The organism is Pseudomonas sp. Irchel s3a18 (assembly GCF_900187535.1).
GTDB lineage: Bacteria > Pseudomonadota > Gammaproteobacteria > Pseudomonadales > Pseudomonadaceae > Aquipseudomonas.
This window is the reverse complement of record NZ_FYDV01000003.1, coordinates 221059-242189: the sequence shown is the minus strand read 5'-3', so window position 1 is coordinate 242189 and position 21131 is coordinate 221059. Positions and strand designations below refer to the sequence as shown.

General features: G+C 61.1%; 17 protein-coding genes. 7 read left to right on the top strand and 10 right to left on the bottom strand.

Annotated elements, in window-relative coordinates; all coding sequences use genetic code 11:
• Nucleotides 1–45: 45 nt before the first annotated feature.
• Nucleotides 46–630, top strand: a complete 585-nt coding sequence (locus CKW29_RS06225; protein WP_095143135.1) for a PilZ domain-containing protein — start codon at nt 46–48, stop codon at nt 628–630.
• Between the two features lie 13 nt (nt 631–643).
• Complete coding sequence (locus CKW29_RS06220) at nt 644–1366, top strand: glycerophosphodiester phosphodiesterase family protein (RefSeq protein WP_095082289.1); 723 nt, start codon at nt 644–646, stop codon at nt 1364–1366.
• Between the two features lie 42 nt (nt 1367–1408).
• Here the strand turns inward: CKW29_RS06220 and sthA are convergent, their stop codons facing one another.
• From sthA to CKW29_RS06205, 3 genes are all read right to left on the bottom strand, one after another.
• On the bottom strand, nt 1409–2803 hold the full coding sequence (gene sthA / locus CKW29_RS06215; protein ID WP_095143134.1) for a Si-specific NAD(P)(+) transhydrogenase: 1395 nt from the start codon (nt 2801–2803) through the stop codon (nt 1409–1411).
• A 210-nt stretch (nt 2804–3013) separates the two neighbouring features.
• A complete protein-coding gene (locus CKW29_RS06210) occupies nt 3014–3958 on the bottom strand; it encodes an FAD:protein FMN transferase (RefSeq protein ID WP_371850785.1) in 945 nt (314 codons plus the stop codon).
• A 220-nt stretch (nt 3959–4178) separates the two neighbouring features.
• Nucleotides 4179–5642: a glyceraldehyde-3-phosphate dehydrogenase gene (locus CKW29_RS06205; RefSeq protein ID WP_095082285.1), complete on the bottom strand. Its 1464-nt coding sequence runs from the start codon at nt 5640–5642 to the stop codon at nt 4179–4181.
• A 354-nt stretch (nt 5643–5996) separates the two neighbouring features.
• Between CKW29_RS06205 and mfd the strand changes: the two genes are divergently transcribed.
• From mfd to CKW29_RS06190, 3 genes are read left to right on the top strand one after another with little or no spacing between them, the layout of a single operon-like run.
• Nucleotides 5997–9446 (top strand): transcription-repair coupling factor, encoded by a 3450-nt coding sequence (mfd, locus tag CKW29_RS06200; RefSeq protein WP_095148093.1) that lies wholly within the window; start codon nt 5997–5999, stop codon nt 9444–9446.
• A 10-nt stretch (nt 9447–9456) separates the two neighbouring features.
• Entirely contained in the window at nt 9457–10023 is a 567-nt protein-coding gene (locus CKW29_RS06195) for a CsiV family protein (RefSeq protein WP_095143132.1), read from the top strand.
• Nucleotides 10024–10034: 11 nt separating this feature from the next.
• Complete coding sequence (locus CKW29_RS06190; protein WP_095143131.1) at nt 10035–12725, top strand: DEAD/DEAH box helicase; 2691 nt, start codon at nt 10035–10037, stop codon at nt 12723–12725.
• 245 nt (nt 12726–12970) lie between these two features.
• Here CKW29_RS06190 and CKW29_RS06185 read toward each other — a convergent pair whose 3' ends face one another.
• The 3 genes from CKW29_RS06185 to CKW29_RS06175 form a co-directional block, all read right to left on the bottom strand.
• Nucleotides 12971–13708 carry an S-methyl-5'-thioinosine phosphorylase gene (locus CKW29_RS06185; protein ID WP_095143130.1) on the bottom strand — a complete coding sequence of 246 codons (738 nt, stop codon included), beginning with the start codon at nt 13706–13708 and terminating at the stop codon, nt 12971–12973.
• A gap of 12 nt (nt 13709–13720) precedes the next feature.
• On the bottom strand, nt 13721–14731 hold the full coding sequence (gene nagZ, locus CKW29_RS06180; RefSeq protein WP_095143129.1) for a beta-N-acetylhexosaminidase: 1011 nt from the start codon (nt 14729–14731) through the stop codon (nt 13721–13723).
• 197 nt (nt 14732–14928) lie between these two features.
• Nucleotides 14929–15636 carry a TetR/AcrR family transcriptional regulator gene (locus tag CKW29_RS06175; RefSeq protein ID WP_095143128.1) on the bottom strand — a complete coding sequence of 236 codons (708 nt, stop codon included), beginning with the start codon at nt 15634–15636 and terminating at the stop codon, nt 14929–14931.
• 251 nt (nt 15637–15887) lie between these two features.
• On the opposite strand from CKW29_RS06175, the gene lexA reads away from it, so the two are divergent.
• Both lexA and sulA read left to right on the top strand, forming a co-directional pair.
• Nucleotides 15888–16496 carry a transcriptional repressor LexA gene (gene lexA / locus CKW29_RS06170; RefSeq protein ID WP_095143127.1) on the top strand — a complete coding sequence of 203 codons (609 nt, stop codon included), beginning with the start codon at nt 15888–15890 and terminating at the stop codon, nt 16494–16496.
• A 10-nt stretch (nt 16497–16506) separates the two neighbouring features.
• Nucleotides 16507–16980, top strand: a complete 474-nt coding sequence (sulA, locus tag CKW29_RS06165; protein WP_095082275.1) for an SOS-induced cell division inhibitor SulA — start codon at nt 16507–16509, stop codon at nt 16978–16980.
• A gap of 106 nt (nt 16981–17086) precedes the next feature.
• Here sulA and CKW29_RS06160 read toward each other — a convergent pair whose 3' ends face one another.
• From CKW29_RS06160 to CKW29_RS06145, 4 genes are all read right to left on the bottom strand, one after another.
• Complete coding sequence (locus tag CKW29_RS06160; RefSeq protein WP_095082274.1) at nt 17087–17320, bottom strand: hypothetical protein; 234 nt, start codon at nt 17318–17320, stop codon at nt 17087–17089.
• Nucleotides 17321–17471: 151 nt separating this feature from the next.
• Nucleotides 17472–17993 carry a DUF6586 family protein gene (locus tag CKW29_RS06155; protein WP_095143126.1) on the bottom strand — a complete coding sequence of 174 codons (522 nt, stop codon included), beginning with the start codon at nt 17991–17993 and terminating at the stop codon, nt 17472–17474.
• Between the two features lie 142 nt (nt 17994–18135).
• Nucleotides 18136–20757 (bottom strand): type I DNA topoisomerase, encoded by a 2622-nt coding sequence (topA, locus tag CKW29_RS06150; protein WP_095143125.1) that lies wholly within the window; start codon nt 20755–20757, stop codon nt 18136–18138.
• Nucleotides 20758–20871: 114 nt separating this feature from the next.
• On the bottom strand, nt 20872–21108 hold the full coding sequence (locus CKW29_RS06145; protein WP_019692748.1) for a DUF1653 domain-containing protein: 237 nt from the start codon (nt 21106–21108) through the stop codon (nt 20872–20874).
• Nucleotides 21109–21131: the final 23 nt, after the last annotated feature.

Below are 21131 nucleotides of genomic sequence, written 5' to 3'. Positions count from 1 at the left end.
TAACCAGCTTTACACTCAGACCACCGCCGCTACCATGGGTTCGCCATGTCGACATTAGATGAAGAAGATCGCCGCGAATACTACCGTATCGAGGACATGATCGCACTGGAAATTCAGCCCCTGTCCGGCCCCGAAGCCGCAGGCCAGGAAGTGTTGCAGGATGCTTCCCCGCTGTTCAATCTGCTCAGCGAACTGCACCTGAGCGAATTCGAGTCGCAACACTTGCTGCGCCAGATCACTGAGCGCGACCGAAACACTGCGGCGTACCTGAAAGTTCTGAACAAACGCATCGACCTGCTCAGTCAGGTGGTCGCCCAAACCGTGCTCGGTAAGTTCGATGAGCCGCAGCGCGTGGTGCTGTCGGAAGGCGGTATCGAGTTCGAGCACCACCTCCCCTACCCGGCCGGCAGCCATCTGGCGATCAAGCTGTTGTTGATGCCGCAAGCGCTGGGCCTGTTGTTGCGAGCCAAGGTCACTCACTGTGAACCGGAGAGTTTCGGTACCTTCGCGATCGGCACCGAGTTCCAATACCTGACCGATGCCCAGCGACAATTGCTGGCCCGCTATATCTTGCAGCGACAGGCCCAAGAACGACGCCTGGCACGCGAGCACACCGAATCCGGCAATTAATTAAGGAACAACCGTGACCCTCATCTATGGCCACCGCGGCGCCAAAGGCGAAGCACCGGAAAACACCCTGAGCAGTTTCCAGCAATGCCTCAAGCACGGCGTGCGCCGTTGCGAACTGGACCTGCACCTGTCCATGGACGGCGAGTTGATGGTCATCCACGACCCGACACTCAAGCGCACCACCGACCGTCGCGGCAAGGTGGTCGAGCATACAGCGGCAGAGCTGGTGACCTACGACGCACGCAAGGGCGGCCCGGGCTGGATCAAGCCCTGCCCGATCCCGACGCTGGAGACGCTGTTCGAGCAATGCGATTTCGAGCACTGGCAACTGGAAGTCAAAAGCGCCTCACGCACCCGCGCCGCCACCACGGTACTGGCGATTCGCGAAATGGCGCAGCGTTTCGGCCTGCTGGACAAGGTGACGATCACCTCGAGCTCACGGGAAGTGCTCAAGGCCGCACTGGATCTGGTGCCGGACGTGTCGCGTGGACTGGTGGCCGAATACGCCTGGCTCGACCCACTGAAGGTCGCGCAGGGTTATGGCTGCGAGATGCTGGCGCTGAACTGGACCCTGTGTACGCCGGAACGCCTGGAAAAGGCACAGCGCCAGGGGTTGCATGTGTCGGTGTGGACAGTCAACGAACCCGCGCTGATGCGCAGGCTCGCTGATTTCGGCGTTGACAGCCTGATTACAGACTTTCCCGGTTTGGCCACTGCCACCCTCGAGAATTGCTGAAATCGGTCTCCCCGGCCGGCTCAGGCCACCGGCCGGAGCCGCTCAAAAAAGCCGGTTGAGGCCGTCGTATGCCGCTACCCGATAGGCTTCGGCCATGGTCGGGTAGTTGAACGTGGTGTTGACGAAGTACTTCAGGGTGTTCAGGTCGCCCGGCTGGTTCATGATCGCCTGGCCGATGTGCACGATCTCCGACGCCTGATAACCGAAGCAGTGCACGCCCAGCACTTCCAGGGTCTCGCGGTGGAACAGGATCTTCAGCATGCCTTGCGGCTCGCCGGCGATCTGCGCACGCGCCATGCTCTTGAAGAACGCCTTGCCGACTTCGTACGGCACCTTGGCCTGGGTCAGCTCCTGCTCGTTCTTGCCGATCGAGCTGATCTCCGGAATGGTGTAGATCCCGGTCGGCACGTCGTTGACGAAGCGCCAGCTGCCGTTGTCGACGATGCTGCCAGCGGCCGAACGCCCCTGGTCGTGGGCAGCACTGGCCAGGCTCGGCCAGCCGATCACATCACCGGCGCCATAGATATTCTGGATACAGGTGCGATAGTTCTCGTCGACTTCGATCTGGCCACGGCTGTTGACCTTCACCCCGATGTTTTCCAGACCCAACTGGTCGGTGTTGCCGGTACGGCCGTTACACCAGAGCAAGGCGTCGGCCTTGATCTTCTTGCCGGACTTGAGGTGCAGGATCACACCGTTGTCCACGCCTTCAACGTGATCGTAATCTTCGTTGTGGCGCACAGTGATGTTGTTGTTGCTGAAGTGATAGCTCAGGGCCTGGGAGATTTCCGAGTCCAGGAAGCTCAGCAACTGGCCACGGTTGTCCACCAGTTCAACCAGCACACCCAGGCCACTGAAGATCGAGGCGTATTCGCAACCGATCACACCGGCGCCGTAAACGATGAGTTTGCGCGGGGTGTGGCCGAGGCTGAGGATGGTGTCGCTATCGTAGATACGCGGGTGGTGGAAATCGATATCGGCCGGGCGGTACGGGCGCGAGCCAGTGGCGATGATGATGTGCTTGGCCACCAGTTTTTCGACCACGCCGTTGGCGCAGACCACTTCGATGGTTTGCTCGTCAGCGAAACTGCCGGTGCCGAAGAACACGTCAATCCGATTGCGCGCGTAGTAACCGGTGCGCGAAGCGACCTGCTTGGAAATGACTTTCTCGGCGCTCTTGAGCACGTCCGGGAACGAGAACCAGCGCGGCTCACCAATGGCCCGGAACATCGGGTTGGTGTTGAACTGCATGATCTGTCGGACCGAGTGACGCAATGCCTTGGACGGGATGGTGCCCAGGTGAGTGCAGTTGCCGCCGACCTGGCGACGGCTGTCAACCATCGCCACCTTGCGTCCTGCCTTGGCGGCGTTCATTGCCGCGCCTTCTCCCGCCGGGCCGGAACCCAACACCACCACGTCGTAGTTGTAGACAGCCATGCGTACTCCTCAGAACAGGCCGCGGCACCCCGTTGGCACCCGCGGCTAAATCATGCCGACGGCGCGGCATGAAGGAACAATTTGGGGTCAGTCGAAAACCCAGGAACAGTCTATAGATGCGTCAACGCCGCGCACATTAACCCTTGGTAGCGTCGTAGGCTAGTTTTGCCTGCACTACAACGCCAGCAATCCTTGCGATCGGGGCCGTGTTCACTGGGTTTTTCCGGCACTCAGGCGATCAAAAGCCTGACTGGTAGATGTGACGAAGCCTGTATCGGTACGCATCACAAAAAATGCAGCGATCTGGTTCCTTTGCGCATAATCCCGGCCGCGCTCGGGCCCCAGAATCAGCAACAGCGTCGACAAGCCATCGGCCATCAACGCCTGAGGATGAATCACCGTCACCGACGCCAGGTCATGCAGGACCGGCCTGCCGGCACGAGCATCGAAGGTGTGGGAGTAGCGGCGCCCATCCTGCTCGAAATAGTTGCGGTAGTCACCGGACGTCGATACACCGTAACCGTCGATGGCGATGATCCGCTCGGCCACTTGCCTGTCATCCCGAGGTTCTTCCAGTGCGATGCGCCACGGCGAGCCGTCGAGCTTCTTGCCGACCGCCTTGAGTTCGCCGGTGACTTCGGCCAGGTAGCTATGAATGCCGGCGGCTTCGAGCTGTGCCGCAATGCGATCCACCGCGTAACCGGCGGCGATGCTGTTGAAGTCGACCTCGACCGCAGCGTCCTTGCACAACTGATCGCCATCGATGCGCAGGTGCCCATGACCGACTCGCTGCCGTGCCTCGGCGAGCGCTTCGGCGGTCGGGACTTTTTCCTCGCGGGCTTGCGGGCCAAACCCCCAGAGATTGAGCAACGGCTCGACCGTCAAATCGAAGGAGCCTTCACTTTGCACAGACAAATCCTCGCCAACGCGAACCAACTCAAGGATTGGCACAGGCATAGGCTGACAACGGTTGGCGGGTAATGCGTTGAAGCGCTCGATGTCCGAGTCGCTGCGGTAGGTCGACATTTGCCGGTCGACTTCGGCGAGGATTTTCTCGACTTCCACTTGAACGTCCGCCGGAGCGAGTAATCCAGCGTGACGGGCGTACTTGATCGAATAGGTGCTGCCCATGGTCGGGCCGCCGAAGCTTTCCATGGAGTCGCCAGCACCGCAGCCAGACAGGGCAACGAACAACACCAGAAAAGAACCCTTGCGCCCACTCAACAAAACCGTCTCCCCCGATGCTCCGCCCTGACACAACGCCAAGGCCGGGTATTATGCGATAGAACGGTAGGAGCGGGCTTGCTCACTCCTACAAACCGCACAAACAAAAACGCCCCGACAGGGTCGGGGCGTCTTCATGTGCGGCTAAGGCTTAGCGCGGGAATGCTGGCGGGTTTACACCGGCCATGTCTTCCATCACGCGAACCACCTGGCAGCTGTAACCGAATTCGTTGTCGTACCAAACGTACAGAACAACGCGGTTGTCTTGGGTGATGGTTGCTTCAGCGTCGACAACGCCTGCGTGGCGCGAGCCAACGAAGTCGGTGGAAACCACTTCCTGGGAGCTGACGTAGTCGATCTGCTTGTGCAGATCCGAGTGCATGGCCATCTGGCGCAGGTACTCGTTGATCTCTTCGCGAGTGGTAGCCTTTTCCAGGTTCAGGTTCAGGATAGCCATCGACACGTTTGGTGTAGGAACGCGAATCGCGTTGCCGGTCAGCTTGCCCTTGAGCACTGGCAGCGCCTTGGCGGCTGCGGTGGCGGCACCCGTCTCGGTGATCACCATGTTCAGCGGCGCGGAGCGGCCACGACGGCTGCCCTTGTGGAAGTTGTCGATCAGGTTCTGGTCGTTGGTGAACGAGTGAACGGTTTCGACATGGCCATTGACGATGCCGTACTTGTCGTTGACTGCCTTGAGCACCGGCACGATGGCGTTGGTGGTGCAGGAAGCCGCCGAGATGATCTTGTCGTCAGGGGTGATGTCGCCATGGTTGATGCCATGCACGATGTTCTTCAGCGCGCCCTTGCCAGGTGCGGTGAGGATCACGCGGGCAGCGCCCGGGCAAGCCAGGTGCTGGCTCAGGCCGTCAGCGTCACGCCATACACCGGTGTTGTCGACGATCAGCGCGTTTTCGATGCCGTACTGGGTGTAGTCGACTTCGCTCGGGCCCTTGGCGTAGATAACCTGGATCAGGTTGCCGTTGGCGGTGATGGTGTTGTTGGCTTCATCAATGGTGATGGTGCCATCGAACGGACCATGAACCGAGTCGCGACGCAGCAGGCTGGCACGCTTGACCAGATCGTTCTCGGCGCCCTTGCGGACAACGATGGCGCGCAGACGCAGGCCATCGCCACCACCGGTTTTCTCGATCAGGATGCGCGCCAGCAGACGGCCGATACGACCGAAACCGTACAGGACAACGTCGGTGCCTTTACGGGCGGAAGCGTTCTGCTGGCCAACCACGTCGGCCATCTCGTCACGGACGAACTGCTCGGCAGTACGGCCATTGCCTTCGGCCTTGAACTTGGCCGCCAGCTTGCCCAGGTCTACCGAAGCGGCGCCGAGCTTGAGCTCGCTCATCGCTTTGAGCAGCGGGAATGTTTCGTGGACGGACAGCTCGCTTTCGTCGGACTGACGGTGACGAGCAAAGCGGTGAGCTTTGAGAATCGCAATGACTGAACGATTGATCAGGCTGCGGCCATAGATCGAGCTCACCACGTTGTTATTGCGGTAGAGCTGACCGATAAGCGGAATCATCGCTTCTGCGAGTGCTTCACGGTCGATCCATTCACCAAGACACTGGTCGGGCTTCTGAGTCACGGGAACCTTCCACATGTAGGGGCAGAAAAAAGGGGCTACATTATGCCGCCGAGTGACTCGTGTAGCAATGCGCGCCTGTCGTTCGAGCAGTAACAAAATCTCTTGCAAAAAAAACACGCCCTGCGCCAGCCCAGTAAAACCGGGGCTTTCAGCGCCGTCAAATAATCGACGACAGCGCAGCCATGTCTGTAACCCTCCGTAACACACCCCCGTTTCGGCACTACATATCCGGCAAAACACCCGCCGTTTTTGTCATTACCACTACATTTTTCGCAACCTGCGTAGATAGACACAGTCTGCAACTGACAGCCGGCACCCGAGGCCGCTACAATTGACGACTTTGTCGCAACGCTTGGAGCTCAACCTTCCGTGCCCGTTCTGCGTCTACCGCTTCTCCCTGCCGCGGCAGGTAAACAGCACTGGGGCAACCTGCCCGGTGCCGCCCTGAGCCTGGCCATTGCCGAGGCCGCCAGCGCTGCCAAGCGCTTCACCCTGCTACTGACGGCCGACAGCCAAAGCGCTGAACGGCTGGAACAGGAGCTGAGTTTCTTCGCCCCCGATTTGCCGGTACTGCATTTCCCGGACTGGGAAACACTTCCTTACGATCTTTTTTCGCCCCACCAGGACATCATCTCCCAGCGCATCGCCAGCCTCTATCGGTTGCCCGAGCTGAGTCACGGCGTTCTGGTTGTGCCGATCACTACCGCCCTGCATCGCTTGGCGCCGACCAAATTCCTGCTTGGCAGCAGCCTGGTGCTGGACATTGGCCAGAAGCTCGACGTCGAGCACATGCGCACACGCCTTGAGGCCACCGGCTATCGCTATGTCGATACCGTGTACGAGCACGGCGAGTTCACGGTGCGCGGCTCGCTGATCGACCTGTTTCCGATGGGCAGCAAGCTGCCTTATCGCATCGACCTGTTCGACGACGAAATCGAAACCCTACGCACCTTCGACCCGGAGAACCAACGCTCCATCGACAAGGTCGATTCGGTCAAGCTGCTGCCGGCGCGCGAGTTTCCGTTGCAAAAGGATGCGGTGACCCGCTTCAAGGCGCGCTTTCGCGAGCGCTTCGATGTCGACTTCCGCCGCTGCCCGATCTTCCAGGACCTGAGCAGCGGGATCACACCTGCCGGCATCGAGTACTACCTGCCGCTGTTCTTCGACGAAACCTCGACGCTGTTCGACTACCTGCCCCAGGATACCCAGGTGTTCTCCCTGCCCGGTATCGAGCAGGCGGCCGAGAACTTCTGGAACGACGTGCGCAACCGCTATGAAGAGCGCCGCATCGATCCGTCCCGTCCTTTATTGCCGCCCGCCGAGCTGTTCCTGCCGGTGGAAGACTGCTTTGCCCGCCTCAAGAACTGGCCGCGAGTGGTCGCCAGCCAGCAGGACGTCGAAACCGGTATCGGTCGTGAACGCTTCCCGGCCCAGTCGCTGCCGAACCTGGCCATCGAGGCCAAGGCCAATCAGCCGCTGGAAGCACTGGCGAACTTCCTCGACGGGTTCTCCGGGCGCGTGCTGTTTACCGCCGAGTCGGCCGGTCGCCGCGAAGTCCTGCTGGAATTGCTGGAACGCCTGAAGCTGCGGCCGAAGACCGTCGACAGCTGGCCGGACTTCGTCGCCAGCAAGGAACGCCTGGCCATCACCATCGCGCCACTGGACGAAGGCCTGCTACTGGACGATCCAGCCCTGGCGCTGGTTGCCGAGAGCCCGCTGTTCGGTCAGCGCGTGATGCAGCGTCGTCGCCGCGAGAAACGCGCCGATGCCAACAACGATGCGGTGATCAAGAACCTCACCGAACTGCGCGAAGGCGCGCCGGTGGTGCACATCGATCACGGCGTTGGCCGCTACCTGGGCCTGGCGACCCTGGAAATCGAACACCAGGCCGCCGAGTTCCTGACCCTCGAATACGCCGAGGGCGCCAAGCTGTACGTGCCGGTGGCCAACCTGCATCTGATCGCCCGCTACACCGGCAGCGATGACGCCCTGGCACCATTGCACCGACTGGGCTCCGAGACCTGGCAGAAGGCCAAGCGCAAGGCCGCCGAACAAGTGCGCGACGTGGCCGCCGAGCTGCTCGATATCTATGCTCGCCGCGCCGCTCGCGAAGGCTATGCCTTCGCCGACCCGAAGGCCGACTACGCCACGTTCAGCGCCGGCTTCCCGTTTGAAGAAACGCCGGACCAGCAAACCACCATCGAAGCGGTGCGCGAAGACATGCTCGCGCCCAGGCCGATGGACCGCCTGGTCTGCGGCGACGTCGGATTCGGCAAGACCGAAGTGGCGATGCGCGCGGCCTTCATCGCCGTGCACGGCGGTCGCCAGGTGGCGATCCTGGTGCCCACCACCCTGCTCGCCCAACAGCACTACAACAGCTTCCGCGACCGCTTTGCCGACTGGCCGGTGACCGTGGAAGTAATGAGCCGCTTCAAGTCGACCAAGGAAGTGAATGCCGCAGTGGCGGATCTGGCCGAAGGCAAGATCGACATCGTCATCGGCACCCACAAGCTGCTGCAAGACGATGTGAAGATCAAAAACCTCGGCCTGGTGATCATCGACGAAGAACACCGCTTCGGTGTCCGCCAGAAAGAACAGCTCAAGGCCCTGCGCAGCGAAGTCGACATCCTGACTCTGACCGCCACGCCGATTCCGCGCACGCTGAACATGGCGGTCTCGGGCATGCGCGACCTGTCGATCATCGCCACCCCACCGGCCCGTCGCCTGTCGGTGCGCACCTTCGTCATGGAGCAGAACAAGAGCACGGTCAAAGAAGCCCTGCTCCGTGAGCTGCTGCGCGGCGGCCAGGTCTACTACCTGCACAACGATGTGAAAACCATCGAGAAGTGCGCCGCCGACCTCGCCGAACTGGTGCCCGAGGCGCGGATCGCCATCGGCCACGGGCAGATGCGCGAACGCGAGCTCGAACAGGTGATGAGCGACTTCTATCACAAGCGCTTCAACGTGCTGATCGCCTCGACCATCATCGAGACCGGCATCGACGTGCCGAGCGCCAACACCATCATCATCGAGCGTGCCGACAAGTTCGGCCTGGCGCAGTTGCACCAGTTGCGCGGCCGGGTCGGTCGCAGTCACCACCAGGCCTACGCCTACCTGCTCACGCCACCGCGCCAGCAAATCACCCCGGACGCGGAAAAACGCCTGGAAGCCATCGCCAACACCCAGGACCTCGGCGCGGGCTTTGTGCTCGCCACCAATGACCTGGAAATCCGTGGCGCCGGCGAACTGCTGGGTGACGGCCAGAGCGGGCAGATCCAGGCGGTGGGCTTCACCCTGTACATGGAAATGCTCGAGCGCGCGGTGAAATCGATCCGCAAGGGCGAACAACCGAACCTCGATCAACCCCTCGGTGGCGGACCGGAAATCAACCTGCGCTTGCCGGCACTGATTCCCGAGGACTACCTGCCGGACGTGCATGCCCGCCTGATTCTCTACAAACGCATCGCCTCGGCCACCGACGAGGACGGCCTCAAGGACCTGCAAGTGGAGATGATCGACCGCTTTGGCCTGCTGCCGGAGCCGACCAAGAACCTGGTGCGGATCACCGCCCTGAAATTGCAGGCCGAGAAACTGGGCATCAAGAAAGTCGACGGCGGCCCGCAAGGTGGCCGCATCGAGTTCAGTGCGCAAACGCCGGTCGATCCACTGACGCTGATCAAACTGATCCAGGGCCAGCCCAAACGCTACAAGTTCGAAGGCGCGACCCTGTTCAAGTTCATGGTGCCCATGGAGCGTGCGGAAGAGCGCTTTAATACTGTAGAGGCGCTGCTTGAGCACCTCATCCCGAAAACTGCTTGAAGGACGCCCCATGCGCCTGTTTCGCTCACTGACCTTGCTGATGACGCTGCTCGCCCCCACCGCATTTGCCGCCGACCTGTATCAGGTTGAAATGATCCTGGTTCGCCAGAACGCCGTACCGGCCGTTGCCAGCCCCGCCGCACCCGAAGATTGGGCCGCAGGCGCGCAGCCGGTCGGTGCTGACAGCCTACGCACGCCAGCCCTCAACGCCGATGTGGAAAAACTCAGCGCCAGCGCTGACTACACCGTCCTGCTGCACAAGGCCTGGCAGCAGTACATCGACGAAACGGGGAGCAAAGTGGCGATCAGCGATGGCCGGGAGCAATACGGCCACTTTCCGATCGAAGGCACGCTGGACCTTAAACTGGGGCGCTTTACCGACGTCAACGCCGACTTCTGGGTCAATCAATTCGGCAGCAATGGCCTGGTCGCCACCAGCGAGCGCCTGCAACAGCAGAGCCACACCAAAAATGGCCAGCTGAACTTTCTCGATAACGGCCACCTGGGCCTGTTGATCAAGATCACGTCCCTGACGGCACCTGCACCGCAACCAGCTCCCGATGTCATTCCGGACTGATTGAAGTCCCTATGTCCCCGAGCCTGAGCAAGCCCCTGGCCCCTTCCTGGGCCAGCCGATTCAAGGAACAAAGCCTGGAGCGTGGCCGCCGCTACGCCCTGGAAAACCGCGTCAGGATCGTCGAAGCCGGCGACAGCACTATCACTGCCAGTTGCGAGGGCTCTGGCGGCAATGTCTACCGCCAGACCATCACCCTGCGCGAGTCAGCCAAAAACACACTGCTGCTGGTCGACGCCCTGTGCAGTTGCCCGGTACGGGTGAACTGCAAGCATTGCGCGGCGGTGCTGCTCAAAGTCCAGGACACCCTGCAATACCCTGCGGCCGCCACGGACCTGCAGTTGCTGGAAAAGCTTCAGGCGGTCCTGGAAAACCGCACGCCCGCACCGCTCCCGCAGCAGTTGATCGACACCGTACAACCGGTGCCGCGCCTGTGGCTGGCCAGCGTCGAGTTCAGCGCCTTCGAACCGCGCAACGGCAAAATGCAGCGCTACATCCAGCACCGCGCAGCGCTGTCCTTCAGCTACCTGGATGAATACGTCAGCGGACAGAAGAACGCCGACATCCTGATTCGTCAGGAGACGCAGACGTTGCGGATAAAACGTCACCCTGAAGTCGAACAGATCTACAGGGAAAAGCTGCGCACCCTCGGTTTCAAAGTCGCCACCCGCCAAAGCAAGGCCTTGCCTGAAAGTGCCGGCGAACTCTATGAGATGGTCAATGACAGCGCCTGGCTGACCTTTACCCTCAATGAGCTGCCCAAGCTGCGCACCCAGGGCTGGGAACTGCAGATCGACGAAGACTTCGGGTTCGACCTGACGGCCGTCGATGACTGGTACGCCACGGTCGACGAGGCGCCGGAACGTGACTGGTTCGACCTGGAACTGGGGATCATCGTCAACGGCGAGCGCCTGAGCTTGTTGCCGATTCTGTTGAACCTGATGCGTTCGCACACCGAGATTCTCAACCCGGAGCGCCTGGCCAGGCGTCGCGACGACGAGTTGATTCTGGTGAATATCCCGCACCGCCCGAACGCTGACGGCCCCCTGCAGGTCGCACTGCCGTTCGGCCGCTTGAAGCCAGTGCTGGCGACCCTCGGCGAGTTCTACCTGCAAGAGCCCGGTGAAACCACCCTGCGCCTGAGCAACGCCGACGCCACGCGCCTGAACCCTCTGCAAGACCTGCCACTGCTCTGGGAAGGCGGCGAGCACATCCGCACCTTCGCCCAGCGCCTGCGCGACATCCGGGACTACAGCGCCGAAGCCCCCGAGGGGCTGAACGCCACCTTGCGCCCGTATCAGCTCGAAGGCTTGAGCTGGATGCAGTCACTGCGCCAACTCGAAGTCGGCGGCATCCTGGCGGACGACATGGGGCTGGGCAAAACCCTGCAAACCCTGGCTCATGTGCTGAGCGAGAAAAACGCCGGGCGCCTCGACCGCCCCTGCATGGTGGTGATGCCCACCAGCCTGATTCCCAACTGGCTCGACGAAGCGGCGCACTTCGCCCCACAGCTCAAGGTGTTGGCGCTGTATGGCGCCGGACGCAAAAAATATTTCGAGCAGTTGGGCGACTACGACCTGATTCTCACCACCTACGCACTGCTGCCCAAGGATGTCGAACGCCTCGCCAGACAACCCTTGCACATCCTGGTGCTCGACGAAGCGCAGTACATCAAGAACCCCACCAGCAAGGCCGCCCAAGCGGCACGCGAGCTCAACGCCCGCCAGCGCCTGTGCCTGAGCGGCACACCCCTGGAGAATCACCTGGGCGAGCTGTGGTCACTGTTTCACTTCCTGCTGCCAGGCTGGCTGGGAGACGTCAAAAGCTTCAACCGCGATTACCGCGTGCCGATCGAAAAGCACGCCAGCGACGTACGACTGCAGCACCTGAACGGCCGAATCAAGCCCTTCCTGCTGCGCCGAACCAAGGAACAGGTGGCCACCGAACTGCCACCGAAAACCGAGATCATCCACTGGGTCGAACTCAACGAGGCGCAGCGTGATGTTTACGAAACCATGCGCCTGGCCATGGACAAGAAAGTGCGCGACGAAATTACCCGCAAAGGCGTGGCGCGCAGCCAGATCATCATTCTCGAAGCACTGCTCAAGCTGCGCCAGGTGTGCTGCGACCTGAGGCTGGTCAATGAAGCCGCCCTGCCCACCCGCGGCAGCACCTCAGGCAAGCTGGACAGCCTGATGGAAATGCTCGAGGAGCTGCTCGATGAAGGCCGCAGGATCCTGCTGTTTTCCCAGTTCACCTCGATGCTCTCGCTGATCGAAGATGAACTGAACAAGCGCGGGATCGCGTATGCACTGCTGACCGGCCAGACCCGGGACCGACGCACCCCGGTGAAGGAATTCCAGAGCGGCAAGCGACCGATTTTCCTGATCAGCCTTAAAGCCGGCGGCGTGGGCCTGAACCTGACGGAAGCCGACACGGTGATTCACTACGATCCGTGGTGGAACCCGGCCACGGAAAACCAGGCCACCGACCGGGCATACCGGATTGGCCAGGAGAAACCGGTGTTCGTCTACAAGATGATCGCCCGTGGCACGGTCGAAGAGAAAATCCAGCACCTGCAGAAGGAAAAATCCGACCTGGCAGCCGGCGTGCTGGATGGGCGCACGACGGGCGACTGGAAGCTGCAGAGTGATGACATCGAGGCGCTGTTTGCGCCACTGCCTGACAAGCTCGACAAGCGCTGAGGTCTTCGCCGCCAGACAGGTAGCCATCGCGGGCAAGCCCTAATGTCAGCCAGTTAAGCGAACGTCGACCTTTGTAGGAGCAGCCGGTCGACGCTCGAGTGCTCGCGTTGGACGCTAACGATAACGCGTGCTTTCTGATTAAACGCGTTGCTCTTGAGTTCATCGCGAGCACGCTCGCTCCTACAAATGCGCCCCACCTTAAACTGGCTCGCCCGCGATGGGATCAACCCAATGGAAAGCCGGACTCAGCCCTTGAGCACCCGCGCCAATGTCGACTTCACCTTGCCCATTCCGTCATGCAGGGCCTGCTCGATCTCGGCCATGGTGATCACCGCCGTCGACTTGCCCGCCGCCGGGTTCACCACCAGCGCCAGACAGGCGTAATCGAGCTCCAGCTCACGGGCCAGCGCGGCTTCCGGCATACCGGTCATGCCGACGATGTCGCAACCATCGCGCTCCAGGCGAGCGATCTCGGCAACGGTTTCCAGGCGCGGGCCCTGGGTGCAGGCGTATACGCCATGGCTGCTGTAGGCACAGCCTTCGGCAGCCAGCGCAGCGATCAACTGTTCGCGCAAGGGCTCGCTGTAGGGATAGCTGAAGTCGATATGGGTGACCTGCTCCAGGTCATCGGCAAAGTAGGTGTGCTGACGACCACTGGTGTAGTCGATCAACTGATGGGGCACGCAGAAATGCCCGGTGCCCATCGCCGCGTGAATCCCGCCCACCGCATTGACTGCCAGGATCGCCTGCGCGCCGGCTTGCTTGAGCGCCCACAGGTTGGCGCGATAGTTCACCTGATGCGGCGGGAAGCGGTGCGGGTGGCCGTGACGGGCCAGGAACAGCACTTCACGCCCTGCGTACTCGCCCACCTGAATCTCGGCCGACGGCGCGCCATACGGCGTATCCAGGGCCAACGACCGACGAATGTCCAGACCTTCGAGCTGGGTCAGGCCGGTGCCACCGATAATTGCGTAAACCGTCATTGCAAAAAGTCCTTAATCAATCAGTTGGGCGTCTTTGAGGGCGCCGATGGCTGCGAGCCAGCGGGGATCCTGTCGGTAATCGGTGCTGGCGAAGGCTTGGCCACGCATCCGCGCAATCCGCGCCGACGGCTTGACCTTCATGCGCTGCGCCGCCGTCAGGGCCAGTTCGGCCGCCGCACGATCATTGCACACCAGCCCCATGTCGCAACCGGCCGTCAGGGCCGCCTCGATGCGACTGGCGGCATCGCCCACCACATGGGCGCCGGCCATCGACAGGTCATCGCTGAAAATCACGCCATCGAACTGCAACTCGCCACGCAGAATGTCCTGCAACCAGCGTCGCGAGAAACCGGCAGGCTGGGAATCGACCTGCGGGTAGATCACGTGGGCCGGCATCACGGCCGCCAATTGCTTGCTCAAGCGCGCGAACGGCACCAGGTCATGGGCGCGGATGTCATCCAGGCTGCGCTCGTCATTCGGGATCGCGACATGGGAATCCGCCTCCGCCCAGCCGTGGCCCGGGAAGTGCTTGCCAGTGGCCGCCATGCCGGCGCTGTTCATGCCGCGGATGAAAGCACCGGCCAACAGGGCCGCACGCTCCGGATCGCCCTCGAACGAACGGGTACCCACCACCGCGCTGCGCTGGTAGTCGAGATCCAGCACCGGCGCAAAGCTCAGGTCCAGGCCCACGGCCAATACTTCGGTGGCCATGATCCAGCCACACTGCTCAGCCAGGTATTCAGCGTTCGGATTGTCGGCTATCGCCCGCATGGCTGGCAGACGGACGAAGCCCTGACGCAAGCGCTGCACCCGACCGCCCTCCTGGTCCACCGCCAGCAGCAGGTCCGGACGCACCGCGCGGATCGACGCGCTCAACTCGCGCACCTGACGTGGATGCTCGATGTTGCGCGCAAAAATGATCAGGCCGCCCACTTCGGGCTGACGCAACAACTGGCGATCTTCGGCCGTCAGCCAGGTACCGGCGACGTCCACCATCAACGAGCCTTGCAGGCCAGCAGTCATAGAGATTCCTTGATAACGAAATGCGCGCACGGCGCGTCTTTGAAGGACCCGGCTCGAGGCAGACACACGACCACGCCGCCAAGGGTAATGCCCGGCGCAACGGAGTCGGTAGAGGGAAACGGGAGCAGGTCTGAAACGAGAGTCGGCATGGGCGGCTAGCTTAGCGGATGTCAGCTGCCGCGCCCACCCGTACGCGGTTAAACCTTGGCGGCCACCGGTACCGATTTGCTGCGCGGACGCAATTGGGCCGCGGCCATGGCGTCGTCGGTCACGCCGGTTTCAGCGCGCATGCCCGCGGCCAGGAACGGCACCATCAGGCGCATGACCTGCTCGATGGAGGTGTTGACCCCGAAATCGGTTTCGGCGATAGCCCGCAAGGCCTTGATCCCCGACATGCTGAACGCCGCCGCACCCAACATGAAGTGCACGCGCCAGAACAGTTCGATCGGTGGGATACGCGGGGCGGCTTCGTTGACCAGCATCATGTAGCGGCGGAACACCTTGCCGTACATATCTTCCAGATAACGCCGCAAGTGCCCCTGGCTCTGGCTGAATGCCAGGCCCAGCAAGCGCATGAAGATAGACAGGTCATTGCCGCTGCGTGGCTGCACCACCAGGGCCTGCTCGACGAGGATTTCCAGCAGCTCTTCCAGGCTCGGCTTGTTGTCCGGCCGGGCGGAACGACGCTCCAGCTCACGCTCGAGACTGCTGCAGAACGGACCGAGAAAACGCGAGAAGACCGCCTGGATCAAGGCTTTCTTCGAGCCGAAATGATAGTTCACCGCCGCCAGGTTGACCCCAGCCTTGCTGGTGATCAGACGCAATGAAGTTTCGGCAAACCCTTTTTCCGCGAACAACTGCTCGGCGGCATCAAGAATGCGTTCAACGGTTTCCGACTGGGCCATGGCTACTCCGCCTGACAAACACTTGTTTGAAACATACGTTTCAGTCTGTATCTTGTCAAGTCTACCGGTTCGTTTTGCGAACGCCCAGTCAGCCATTTAACCATATAAACCGCCGGCTGTAGCCGCCCCCGCACCTTGCGGGCCAACGACCTGTCGGTGACCGTCCGGCGACCCTGCGCAAATGGAGGATTGCCAAGCCCACTCCACTGTATATAATTCCAGTCACTGTATAAAAAGACAGAGCGATCGAGATGCTAAAACTGACGCCACGCCAAGCTGAGATTCTGGCCTTCATCAAACGTTGCCTCGAAGACAACGGCTATCCGCCCACCCGCGCGGAAATCGCCCTGGAACTGGGGTTCAAGTCGCCCAACGCGGCGGAAGAACACCTCAAAGCCCTGGCCCGCAAGGGCGCTATCGAAATGACCCCCGGTGCATCGCGGGGCATTCGTATCCCGGGCTTCGAAGCCAAGGCCGACGAGTCCTCCCTGCCGATCATCGGCCGGGTCGCTGCAGGCGCGCCGATTCTCGCCCAGCAGCACATCGAAGAGTCCTGCAACATCAACCCGGCGTTCTTTCATCCACGCGCCGACTACCTACTGCGGGTCCACGGCATGAGCATGAAGGACGTGGGGATTTTCGACGGTGACCTGCTCGCCGTACACACCACTCGCGAAGCCCGCAATGGCCAGATCGTCGTCGCGCGGATCGGCGACGAAGTCACCGTCAAGCGCTTCAAGCGCGATGGCAGCAAGGTCTGGCTGCTTGCCGAAAACCCGGAGTTTGCCCCGATCGAAGTGAACCTGAAAGACCAGGAACTGGTGATCGAAGGCTTGAGTGTCGGCGTCATTCGCCGCTAAAGGAGGCGTTATGCAGTTTCCACACACACCACAACACGCACAACTTCCGCTGTTCGAAGCGTTTCTGGCCCAGCCATTGGCGCCGATCCTCAAAGAGGTGGCCGAGACACCCTGGAGTGCCGAACCCGAAGCCTTCAGTGAGCTGTCGTTACGTGGTGCGGCCGGGAACTGCCTGAACCTTCTGGCCCCTATCCTCAGGGAGCTTAGCCAGGACCAGGACGCCCGCTGGCTGACGCTGATTGCGCCACCGGCCAGCCTGACCCAAGCCTGGCTACGTGATGCCGGCCTGAACCGCGAGCGTATTCTTCTGTTGCAGCCAAGCGGAACACAAAGCGCCCAGCAACTGGCCTGCGAAGCCTTGCGCCTGGGCCGCAGCCACACGGTCGTCAGCTGGCTGAACCCGCTAAATGGCAGCGCACGGCAACAGTTGATCAGCGCCGCCCGTATCGGGGATGCACAGAGCCTGAATATTCGCTTGGGTTAAGTGACGCGCAATGCGTACTTGAAGGATGCAGGGCTTCTCCAGAACAGAGAAGCCGATCTGTCACAATAACGTGCAATGATGCTTCAGGAAAAACCGACAAACGGAATCAATGAAGAATCCGCGGCCCTTCTTCCTTCTCGAATTCGCCTTCGACCAAGCGCCCGGCCATCTGCACGCCCACGCTCAACATCGCCTTGGCGACCTCGACGTGCTGGCCTTGCAGGAACGCCTTGGCGTCTTCAGAGAAGTCCAGCGTCACCAGAGAACCCTCGTCCTCAGCCCTACGCAGCTCAATACGGCCGTCTGGCAGTTCGACAATTTCTAGAAAGGACGTTGGCATAAAGGTCTGTTCTCCACGAAAGGCGGGGATTATATAGGCATCGACGCTGCTTCGCTCGGGATCTTGACCGGCTGCATGTCACCGAAACCACTGTTTGCGATCATCCCTGATCCATGGCCACACTTGAGCGATCAGCGCATCGCGCGGACACTCAACACTCGTTCAGCCCTTCGCGAAAGCGTAATGCCAGGCTTTTAAGGTTCTGGCGCCAGCTCTCAAGTTCTTCCCTGCTCAACTCCGTCGGCGCTTCGTCATCAAGGCTCACCGCCACAATCAACGGCTGCGTCACGTCGCCTTTAGGTTTGTGCGGTGCGCGGGGTGGCTGAAACAGCGCGGCATGGGCGGCTATCAGCTTTGCCAGCCAGGTTTCGGGGTTATGCGCCAACTCGACCATTTCAGCCATTTCCGGAATGGCAATGGTCTCGAGCACCTCACGGGTCAGCAGCAGTTCTGCCCGTGGCGCATTGGCCTGAGGCAACCGGTAAAAACCGGCAATCTCATGGCACAAACCCAGCAACGCACCATACAAATGAAACAGCGCCGATTCGCGCCCGGCCTGAATCAGCGCCAGGGAGTTCATCGCCCGCCCCTCTTCCGCTCGGGCCAACGCCTCGAGCGACAGGCCGGCGAAGTAAATTTTCTGATTGGTGCGGGTATAGAGCTCAAAGGCCATGACGGCAGTCTCCACAACGAAATAAGACGCATGATGCAGGTCAGACAGTGTCGTGGATCGGACGAGCTGACTGCAAGCCCAAAACAAAGGCCGCAGGCCAACCCGAGGGTTTGCATGCGGCCTTTGGTATCACGCTGCCTGGTTACTTGGCTACGCGCTTGTCTTCAACCACCCACTTGCCGCCGTCGTAGAACGCTTTCCAGCCGGTAGGCTTGCCTTCGACTTCGGTCTGCACGTACTGCTCCTTGGTCTTGCGGCTGTAGCGAATCACCGCTGGACGACCCTCCGGATCCTTCTTCGGCGCCTCGCACAGGAAGTGGTACTTCGGATCGATCTCATCCTTGTGCGGCACGATCTCGATCACCAGCGGAGCACGGGTCTCGCGGTTTTTCGGGAACTGGCTGGCCGCCAGGAACAGGCCGGAAGCACCGTCACGCAGAATGTAAGTGTCGTTGACCTTCTCGCACTTGAGCTCAGGCATCTTCACCGGGTCCATCTTCGGCGGCGCCGCATCACCGCTTTTCAGCAGCTTGCGGGTGTTCTTGCAGGTGGCGTTGGTGCACCCGAAGAACTTGCCGAAACGACCGGTCTTGAGCTGCATTTCACTGCCGCACTTGTCGCATTCCAGGCTCGGGCCTTCGTAGCCCTTGATGCGGTAGCTGCCTTGTTCGATTTCGTAGCCGTCGCAATCAGGATTGTTACCGCAGATGTGCAGCTTGCGCTTCTCATCCAGCAGGTAAGCATCCATCGCGGTGCTGCAGATCGGGCAACGGTGCTTGCCACGCAGCACCAGCGACTCCGACTCACCCTCGTCGTCCGCGGCGATCTCGTCGCCCGGCACCAGGTTGACGGTGGCCTTGCAGCGCTCTTTCGGCGGCAGGCTGTAGCCCGAGCAACCGAGGAACACGCCGGTCGATGCGGTGCGAATCTGCATCGGACGGCCGCAGGTCAGGCACGCAATATCGGTCATGACCGGCTGGTTGGCACGCATGCCGCTTTCCGGGCTCTCGGCCACTTCGAGTTTCTTCTTGAAGTCGCCGTAGAATTCGTCGAGCACGCTCTTCCAGTCACGCTCGCCCTGGGCGACGTCATCGAGGTTCTCTTCCATGCCGGCGGTAAAGCCGTAGTCCATCAGGTTCGAGAAGCTCTCGGACAGACGCTCGGTGACGATGTCACCCATCTTTTCCGAATAGAAACGACGGTTATGCAGGGCGACGTAGCCGCGGTCCTGGATGGTCGAGATGATTGCCGCGTAGGTCGACGGACGACCGATACCGCGCTTTTCCATTTCCTTGACCAGGCTCGCTTCCGAGTAACGCGCCGGCGGCTTGGTGAAGTGTTGGCTTGGATCGAGCTTGATCAGCTTGAGCACGTCGCCCTGAGCCATGTCCGGCAGTACGTCGTCGTCGCCCGGCTTGGCGATTTGCGGCATGACGCGGGTGTAACCGTCGAACTTCAGGATGCGGCCCTTGGCGCGCAGCTCGAAGCCGCTGGCAGCGACGCTGACGGTGGTCGACAGGTATTTGGCAGGCAGCATCTGGCACGCGACGAATTGGCGCCAGATCAGCTCGTAGAGACGCTCAGCGTCACGCTCCATGCCCGACAGCTTGCTTGGGTCGGTATTCACGTCAGAAGGACGAATCGCTTCGTGAGCCTCTTGCGCGCCTTCCTTGCTGCTGTAGACATTCGGGGTTTCCGGCAGGTACTTGCCGCCGAATTCGCCTTCAATATAAGTACGGGCCATCGCCACGGCATCGGCCGAGAGGTTGGTCGAGTCGGTACGCATATAGGTGATGTAGCCGGCTTCATACAAACGCTGGGCCATCATCATGGTTTTCTTCACGCCGAAGCCCAGGCGGTTACTCGCGGCCTGTTGCAGGGTAGACGTGATGAACGGGGCCGACGGCTTGCTGCTGGTCGGCTTGTCTTCGCGCTTGGCGATGGTGTAGCTGGATGCCTTGAGCTTCTCCAGCGCGGCCATGGCCTGGGCTTCGTTGAGCGGCTTGAAGGCTTCGCCGTTTTCACGGGCCACTTCAAAGCGCACATTGGCGCCCTTGGCAGTGCCGAGGTCAGCGTGGACTTCCCAGTACTCTTCCGGGTTGAACGCGCGAATCTCGCGCTCACGCTCCACCACCAGCTTCACGGCAACCGATTGCACACGGCCAGCCGACAGGCCACGGGCGATCTTGGCCCACAGCAGCGGCGAGACCATGTAACCCACCACGCGGTCGAGAAAACGACGTGCCTGCTGGGCGTTGACACGATCGATGTCCAGCTCGCCTGGCTGGGAGAAGGCCTCCTGGATCGCCTTCTTGGTGATTTCGTTGAACACCACGCGCTTGTAGCGGCTGTCGTCCCCCCCAATGGCTTCGCGCAGGTGCCAGGCAATGGCTTCCCCCTCGCGGTCCAAGTCGGTTGCGAGATAGATGGTGTCAGCATCCTTGGCGAGCCGGCGCAGCTCTTCGATGACCTTTTCCTTGCCCGGGAGGATCTCGTACTTGGCTTTCCAGCCATGATCCGGATCGACACCCATGCGCGCGACCAGCTGCTTGCGCGCCTTTTCCTTGGGCGATAGCGCCGGCACTTCACCAGCAGCCGCCTTGCCACGCTTGGCGGCAGGCTCTTTGCTGGCGCTAGCCGAACCGCTGGTGGGCAGGTCTCGGATATGGCCGATACTCGACTTCACCACGTATTCGTTGCCCAAATACTTGTTGATGGTCTTGGCCTTAGCCGGGGATTCCACAATGACCAGCGATTTGCCCATGGATCAGAAAATTCCTGAATTCTAGAAGTGAAAGGCGGTTGGCGCCTGACGCGGCACCGCTATATATAGTGGCAACAAGGTGAGGTCAAGCGCAGGGTTCTGCGCGCCCTGCCCTTATGGCCTTGAAAAAAGGCTCGGCTCGGCCTGCACCAAAGCAAAGCGTGGGACCTGCTCGCCGTCAACTTCGACCGACTCCAGGAACATGCTCAAGGGACGCACCCAAAAGCCGTAATCACCATACAGGGCTTGGTAGAAGACCACTTCTTCTTCGGTCTCGGAGTGCCGCGCAACACTGAAAACACGGTACTGCGGACCTTTGTAATGCTGGTAGAGCCCTGGTTGTATCGGCATGCTTTGGGCCTCGCTGAAATCCA